The 4794-nt window shown below is 75.7% G+C and carries 5 protein-coding genes; all 5 read right to left on the bottom strand.

Annotation, left to right across the window (positions count from 1 at the left end; translation table 11 throughout):
- Positions 1-524 (bottom strand): TerD family protein (locus GTW43_RS25275; RefSeq protein WP_161304316.1); only part of this gene is annotated, 524 nt, incomplete at its 3' end.
- 71 nt (positions 525-595) lie between these two features.
- Positions 596-784, bottom strand: coding sequence for a Sec-independent protein translocase subunit TatA (gene tatA, locus GTW43_RS25270; protein ID WP_161304314.1), 189 nt, complete (start codon positions 782-784; stop codon positions 596-598).
- A gap of 55 nt (positions 785-839) precedes the next feature.
- Positions 840-3419 carry a magnesium-translocating P-type ATPase gene (gene mgtA / locus GTW43_RS25265; protein WP_343246110.1) on the bottom strand — a complete coding sequence of 860 codons (2580 nt, stop codon included), beginning with the start codon at positions 3417-3419 and terminating at the stop codon, positions 840-842.
- 62 nt (positions 3420-3481) lie between these two features.
- Positions 3482-3871, bottom strand: coding sequence for a metalloregulator ArsR/SmtB family transcription factor (locus GTW43_RS25260; RefSeq protein WP_161304315.1), 390 nt, complete (start codon positions 3869-3871; stop codon positions 3482-3484).
- Between the two features lie 171 nt (positions 3872-4042).
- Positions 4043-4794: HEAT repeat domain-containing protein (locus GTW43_RS25255; RefSeq protein ID WP_161304312.1), on the bottom strand; the 752-nt coding region annotated here is incomplete at its 5' end.

Genomic DNA, 4794 nt, shown 5'->3' with positions numbered 1-4794 from the left:
CCCTGGCCGACGGCGCGGAACTTCCACTCCGTGCCGTGCCGGTAGAGCTCGCCGAAGACCATCGCGGTCTCGGTGGACGCGTCCTCGGACAGGTCGTAGCGGGCGATCTCGGCGCCGCCCGCCTGGTTGACGACGCGGATGAAGGCGTTGCGCACCTGGCCGAAGCTCTGGCCGCGGGCCTCGGCGTCGTGGATCGACACCGGGAAGACGATCTTGTCGACGTCGGCGGGCACCGCCGCGAGGTTCACCTTGACGCTCTCGTCGTCGCCCTCGCCCTCACCGGTGAGGTTGTCGCCGGTGTGCTCGACCGAGCCGTCGGGGCTGGTGAGCTGGTTGTAGAAGATGAAGTGCGCGTCGGACAGGACCCGGCCGGACGCGTCGCACAGCAGCGCGCTCGCGTCGAGGTCGTAGTCGGCGCCCGTCGTCGTGCGGACGTCCCAGCCCAGTCCGACCAGCACCGCGGTCAGGCCGGGCGCCTCCTTGCTGAGCGAGACGTTGCCGCCCTTGGCCAGCGAAATCCCCACGGTCATTCCCTCCACTGTCGGTTCGGTCAGGTCCGCCGGACCTGCCGGATGTGCCAGATCTTTCGCGTCTGTCAGGTCTGTGTCGGAGCGGTCGTGCCGCGCTCCTCGTCGTCCTTCAGCGCCTTGGTCTCGCTCTTGAGGATGCGCAGCGACCTGCCGAGCGAGCGGGCGGTGTCCGGCAGCTTCTTCGAACCGAACAGCAGGATGATCACGAGCCCCAGGATCAGCAGATGCCAGGGCTCCAGCGCGTTGCGGAACACGATGCCCACCTCTCGTCACGGCATTCAATACTTGCGTTATTGCGCAAGCATACGATCACGGTCGGGCGGCCCGGCACCGGGCTCGGACCGGGCGTCGCCGCAGCAGGACGAGGAGTGCCGCGTACGCGCCGAGCACGAGGGCGAGCAGCCCGTAGAAGACCGCCGGAGGTGCCGTCATGCCGAGGAACGGGCCGAGCGGGGTGAACGGCAGCAGGACACCGACCACGGCGAGCCCGGCCGCCGCCGCGCGCACGGGCGTGCGGGCCCGGCCGCCGCTGCGCAGGAGCAGCATGACGAGTGCCTGGGTGAGGAGGTTCTCGGTGAACCACCCGCCGTGGAAACCGGCCTGGTCGGCCTCGCCGAGCGCCCCGGGCAGCACCAGCGCGATCACCCCGAAGGTCGCGAGGTCGGCGAGCGCGCCGAGCGCCCCGAACCCGGTGATGAACCGCAGGAAGGCGCGCGGCCGCAGCACGGTCGGCCGCCGCCGCCCCTCCTCGCCCGGGTCGTCGTGGGCGAGGGAGAGCTGGGCGGCGTCGAAGCACAGGTTCTGCACGAGCACCTGGGCGGGGAGCATCGGCAGGAACGGCAGGAGGAGTCCCGCCGCGAGCATCGCGATCACGTTGCCGAGGTTGGAGGAGAGCGTGATCCGCAAGTACGAGGCGATCGCGGCGCTGCCCGTGCGGCCCGCCGCGACGGCATGGCCGAGGGCCGTCAGATCCTTCTCGGCGAGCACGACGTCGGCGCTCTCGCGGGCGACGTCGACCCCGTCGCGCGGACAGACCCCGACGTCGGCAGCGCGCAGCGCGGGCAGGTCGTTGACCCCGTCGCCGAGGAAACCCGTGGTGTGCCCGCGCGAGCGCAGCGCGGTGACGACCCTGGCCTTGTCCGCCGGGGTGCAGCGGGCGAAGACGGTGGCGCCCGCCGCCCGTTCGGCGAGGGCGGGTCCGGCAAGACCGGCGAGGTCGGCGCCGAGGACGACCTCGCCGGGCTCGATGCCGAGGTCGCGGCAGATCCGGGCGGCCGTCGCGGGGTGGTCCCCGGTGAGGACCTTGAGGGTGACGCCCTGGGCGGCGAGCTCGCGCACCGCGTCCTGCGCGGTGTCGGCGGGCGCGTCGTGGAAGGCGACGAAGCCCTGGAAGGTGAGCCCGCGCTCGTCGGCGGGTGTGTACGCACGCGCGCGTGCCGGGCGCCGGGCGGTGGCCACGCCGAGCAGCCGCACCCCGTCGGCGGCGAGGCGCTCGGCCCGGACGAGCAGCCGTGCCCGCTCCGCGTCACCGAGTGCGCACCGTTCCAGGACCTCGGGCACGGCGCCCTTCACGGCGAGGGTGTGCACGGCCGGGAGGCGGCGCGGGCCCAGGACGGGCGGGAGGCCGCCCCCGGGACCGTCCCCGTGCACGACGGCCGTCGCGAGCCGCCGCACGGGGTCGAAGGGCAGCGCGTCGATCCCGTCGTACGCCTCCCAGTCCTCGGGTCCCGTGGCCTCGAGGAGCGCCTCGTCGAGCGGGTCGGGGTCCGGGAGCTCGGCGCTCTGGAGCGTCCACCAGGCGGCGACGCCGGCCCAGTGCAGGGCCTCGGGGTCGGTGCGGTCCGGGTCGACCGTGGGCCGGTCGAGGGTGAGCGTCCCCGTCTTGTCGACGCACAGCACGTCGACGGCGCCGAGGTCGTGCAGGGCGGGCAGCCGGCGCACGACCACGCCGTGCGCGCGGGCCAGCAGAGAGGCGCCGCGGGCCAGGCAGGTGGTGACGATGACCGGCAGCATCTCGGGGGTGAGCCCGACGGCGACGGCGACCGCGAACGGCAGGGTCGCCAGGCCCCGCCCGCGCAGCACGGCGTCCGCCATGAGCACCAGCGGCGGGGTGAGCAGCATGAACCGGATGAGGATCCAGGAGATGCCGTGCACGCTGCGGTCGAAGGCGCTCGGCCCCCGTTCGCGTCCCCGCGCGCGTGGGTCGGCGCCCACCGTGGCGAACCGTGTGTCGGCGCCGGTCGCGACGACGACTCCGGTGCCGCTGCCGGTGGCGACGCTGCTGCCCTGGAAGCACACGTGCGGCCCGTCGGCGGCGTCCGGCGCGTCGACGGGGTGCTTGGGCGCGGGCGCGGTCTCTCCGGTCAGGGCCGCCTGCTGCACGGTGAGCCCGCGGGCCCGCAGCAGGCGCAGGTCGGCGGGCACGACGTCGCCGGGCGCGAGCCGGACCACGTCGCCGGGCACCAGGTCGTCGGCGGGCACTTCGCGCACCCGGGGCCGCGCCCCCGGGGCGTCCCTGCGCTGCACGCTCGCCGTGGCCGCGACGAGGGCCCGCAGTCCGGCCCCGGCCCGCTCGGCCCGGTGTTCGCCGTGCACGCGCAGGACGCAGCTGACGGTGACCAGGGCGAGGATCACGCAGGCGGTGCCCCAGGAGGCGACCAGCGCGGAGACAAGACCGAGACAGAACAGCACCGTCGTGAACGGATCGCGCAGGCCGCGCCAGTAGCGCAGCGGCCACGAGGGGCGCCGGAGTGCGGGCGGGGTGTTCGCCCCGTACCGCGCGAGCCGGTCCCCCGCCTCCGCCTCGGTCAGCCCGCGCAGTCCGGTGCCGAGCGAGCGCAGGATCTGGAGTCGGGTCAGATCGCCGGGGACGGCACCGACCGGCGCGATACCGGGTCCCGGCCCGGCATCCGCGATCCGCTCGGCCCGGCCGGGAGCACGCACGCCGGCCCCTAGGAGAGCCGGCGCAGCCGGGCCCCGGCCCGGGCGTCCAGCTCGGCCCGCTCGGAGAGCTGCCCGACCATCAGCCGGACGACGGTCACGACGTCGGGGTCGTCGACGTAGTAGACCTGCCGGCGGCCCTCGCGCCGGGAGCCGACGAGTCCGGCGAGTTTGAGTTTGGTGAGGTGCTGGCTGACCGCGGGCAGCGCACCGCCGACCCGCTCGGCGAGACCGCTCACATCGCTCTCGCCCTGCGCGAGCGCCCACACCATGTGCAGCCGCACGGGCGACGCCAGCAGTCCGAACGCCTCGGCCGCGCGCCCGAGCACCTCGGCCGACGGGTCGTCGCCCCGTGCCGGTCCTCCGGCGGACGGACCGCCCGCCGGTCCCGAACCTGCCACCACCGGCCCACTCCCGTCACCCACGGCACACGACCGGGCTCGGCCGCGCCGGCCAAGTCTAGGCGTCGGCTCAGACACCGGAATCCATGCCTCAGCACGTGCGAACCCCGCCTCGCGCCTCCTGCCGCCCCGTACCCCGGGGGCACGGCCAGGCCCCGTACTCCGCAGGCCCTAGGGTTCGCCGACGACCGTGAGGAAGGCCGTGGCGGCCGCCGCCACGGTGCGGTCGCCGTCCCCGGTCAAGCTGCCCAGCGCTGCGCGGGCGGCGGGCGGGGGCAGTTCGACCAGGGCCTGAGTGAGGCGCAGCCGGGCCGCCGGGTCCGCGCCGGAGGCGGCGAGTGCGGCGGTGAGCGCCGCCACGATGTGGTCCGTGCGGGCGGGGTCCCGCGCGAGCGCCCCGAGGGCCTCTGCGGCGTCGACGTCGCCTGCCCCCTCGACGACCATGGTGACGAGCACCGGTACGGCCCGGTCGGTGCCGCGGACACCGAGCGGCAGCGCGGCCGCCCGGCGCACCGCCGGGTCCGGGTCGTCGAGGGCGCCGACGAGCAGGTCCGTCGTGTCCGCGCTCTCCGGCAGCTCGGCGAGGGCCAGGACCGCGCGCCGCCGTACCCCGGCGTCCGCCTCGTCCAGCCCGGCGGCCAGGGCCGTCACGCCGTCGGCGCCGGACCGGGCGAGGGCCCAGCGCAGGGCGCCCGCGACGTGCGGATCGGCCTCGGCCAGGGCGGCGCGGGCGAGGAGGTCGGCAGGGACCGGTGCGCCCTCGGGCCGGGCCAGGACGGCCTGTTGGCGTCGGGCGGCCTCGGAGGAGGCGAGGCCGCGCATGAGCTCCACGACGCGCAGGACGTCCTGCCAGCCGCCGGGCCCCGCGGCGTCGATCGCGCGGAGCCGGTCCAGCAGTTCCTGTTCCCGGGCGAGCCGGTCCA

Origin of the sequence: Streptomyces sp. SID5785 (assembly GCF_009870065.1) — a bacterium.
Lineage (GTDB): Bacteria > Actinomycetota > Actinomycetes > Streptomycetales > Streptomycetaceae > Streptomyces.
The sequence above is the reverse complement of the archived record's forward strand: the minus strand, read 5'-3'. Positions and strand labels throughout refer to the sequence as shown.